The 2,352-nt window shown below is 61.9% G+C and carries 3 protein-coding genes; 2 read left to right on the top strand and 1 reads right to left on the bottom strand.

The features are described from left to right. Positions 1-106 precede the first annotated feature (106 nt). Positions 107-724: a L,D-transpeptidase gene (locus EN969_RS27035; protein ID WP_013528066.1), complete on the bottom strand. Its 618-nt coding sequence runs from the start codon at positions 722-724 to the stop codon at positions 107-109. 226 nt (positions 725-950) lie between these two features. Here EN969_RS27035 and cueR point away from each other — a divergent pair, with 226 nt between their 5' ends. Together cueR and EN969_RS27025 are read left to right on the top strand one after the other, a co-directional pair. Continuing rightward, positions 951-1,373, top strand: a complete 423-nt coding sequence (cueR, locus tag EN969_RS27030; RefSeq protein WP_024501803.1) for a Cu(I)-responsive transcriptional regulator — start codon at positions 951-953, stop codon at positions 1,371-1,373. 58 nt (positions 1,374-1,431) lie between these two features. Beyond that, a complete protein-coding gene (locus EN969_RS27025; RefSeq protein ID WP_013528068.1) occupies positions 1,432-1,863 on the top strand; it encodes an OsmC family protein in 432 nt (143 codons plus the stop codon). Positions 1,864-2,352: the final 489 nt, after the last annotated feature.

Here is a 2,352-nt window from a genome sequence, read left to right as displayed (position 1 = left end):
GTCTAGGCAACAACGGACGTCCCAAGCAGAAAACCGGGCCGAATTGCCCGGTTTTCTGCTTGGGACGTCCGTTGTTGCCTAGACGGTCCGCGTACGAAAACTGCCTCTAGAGAACGATGACCTTGGCGCCGACCGAGGCGCGGTCATAGAGGTCGATAATGTCCTGATTCATCAGCCGGATGCAGCCAGACGACATCGCCTTGCCGATCGAATTCCATTCGGGGCTGCCATGCAGGCGATAGCCTGAATCACCGCCCTTGTTGAACAGGTACATGGCGCGCGCGCCGAGCGGGTTCTTCAGGCCCGGCTCCATGCCGCCGGCAAACTTTTCCAATTCCGGCTGGCGCTGGATCATCTGCCTCGGCGGCGTCCAGGTCGGCCATTCGCGCTTGAGCGCAATGTGGGCGGTGCCATGCCACTCGAAGCCCTCGCGGCCGACGCCGATGCCGTAGCGAATGGCCCTTCCGTCGCCCTCGATGAAATAAAGGAACTTGTTCTGCGTATCGACGATGATCGTGCCCGGCTTTTCCGGGCTATCGTAGTTCACTTCCTGCCGATGGTACTTCATCGGCACTTTCTCGATCGGGATGCGCGGCAGCTGATAACCGGCGTCGGTGACCGCGCCGTAGTCGTTGGAGAAGATCTGCGAGCCGATGGTGCTGCAACCGGCGATAGCAGTGGAGAGCGCCAGTGCGGCGATGATTGCAAACGACTTCATGCGCATCAGGTGATCCGGTGCCCCGCCCAAACTCGGCGGCACGAGTCGGCCGCTCTCTCATCATCATTCATGCTGGCATTTGCTTTGCTTGCCAAGCGCGCGATGCCTATATGCCTGCCTTGACGTACCGGTAAGCGTATCACTATGGCATTTTGGCAACAGGACTCACAGGATTGTGAAGCAAATTCAAGGGGCCTGCTCCATGGGTTCCTGGAAATCGAGGAGAACCGTCATGAATGTCGGTGACGCCGCCCACCGCTCCGGCCTGCCGGCCAAGACCATCCGTTACTATGAAGAGATCGGCCTGATCGCCCCGGCACGCGCCGCCAACGGCTACCGCGATTATTCCGGAGACGACATCCATCGGCTGGCCTTCCTGCGCCGCGCGCGCAATCTCGGCTTTTCCATCGACGATTGCCGCCAGCTGATGGCGCTTTACCAGGATCGCAGCCGCGCCAGCCAAAACGTGCGCGAAATCGCCGCCGCCCATGTCACGGCGATCGAGGAGAAAGTGCGCGAGTTGCAGTCGATGCGCTCGACGCTGCAGAAACTGATTCATGCCTGTCACGGCGACGAAAGGCCGGATTGTCCGATCCTTGATGACATGGCGGGCGCGGCATTGCCTAGCGACAAGGGCGCCTCTGCGCCTGCATAATGACCGTATGTCGACGACGCCCGAAGCCTGGTCGACTCCTGCCGGGAGGACATCCGCAATGGTCTCGATGACCGTCGAACTGCGCAATGTGGAGGACACGCGAGCCGCCATGGGCTGGGCCGGCGGCCACACGATCATCGTCGACCGGCCCGAAGGCAAGGCCGGCGGCATGGGCCTGGGCTTCAATGGCGGCCAGTTGCTTGCCCTGGCGATCGGCGGCTGCTTCTGCAACGATCTTCGCTACGTCGCCGAGGAAATGGGCGTAACGCTCGACAAGATCGCCGTGACCGTGACGCTGAACCTCGAAGGCAAGCCTTTGCTCGCGACCTCGTCAACCATGGCGGTTTCATGCACGACGCTGGACGGCTCCGACCCGGCCGAGATCATTACAAGGGCCGCGGCGATTTCCACGGTCAGCAACTCCCTGCGCCAGGGCGTGTCGGTGAGCATTGAAACGGCCGCAACGACGGCCGGCTTGTCGGAGGAATGATCCCCGGGAACAGGCGCATTGGCCGCGTGGATTGTCAGAGATCGCCAAAAAAGGCCCGCCGCCGGCACGGCAGAGCGATTGACCCAATTTTCTTCGGCATCTGGGCGCGTCAATCAGCCGCTCTATGTCTTCCCTTGTCGCAATGATCAACGATGGAGGTTGGCATGGATCGGCGATTGTTTCTGACTGGAATGCTTGGGCTGGCAGGGGCTGCGACCGTCGTCGCAATCGCGCGTCCTGCCACCGCCTTGGCCGGCATCCCGAATACGGGGCCCGGCATTCTCGACGAGCTCGACAAACCGTCCGACGATATTCTCGACCCGGATGGTCCCGGTGTCCAGGATGGCGTCGAGTTGGTGCGGCACCGCAGATGGCACCGCCGCCGTCGCCGACGCGGGTGGAGGCGGGTCTGCCGTCGCTATTGGCGCAATGGCTATTGGCGCCGCAGATGTTTCCGCAGATCCTTCTGGATCCACTTCTGACGAGACC

The organism is Mesorhizobium sp. M7A.F.Ca.CA.003.01.2.1, assembly GCF_003998945.1.
In the GTDB taxonomy this organism is placed as follows: Bacteria; Pseudomonadota; Alphaproteobacteria; order Rhizobiales; family Rhizobiaceae; genus Mesorhizobium; species Mesorhizobium ciceri.
Note: the sequence above shows the minus strand (reverse complement) of the source record. Positions and strands in the feature narration are given on the sequence as shown.

Excerpts from the sequence above, each read along its gene's own strand:
- EN969_RS27035 (WP_013528066.1), bottom strand. The coding sequence starts at position 724 with ATGCGCATGAAGTCGTTTGCAATCATCGCCGCACTGGCGCTCTCCACT.
- cueR (WP_024501803.1), top strand. The coding sequence starts at position 951 with ATGAATGTCGGTGACGCCGCCCACCGCTCCGGCCTGCCGGCCAAGACC.
- EN969_RS27025 (WP_013528068.1), top strand. The coding sequence starts at position 1,432 with ATGGTCTCGATGACCGTCGAACTGCGCAATGTGGAGGACACGCGAGCC.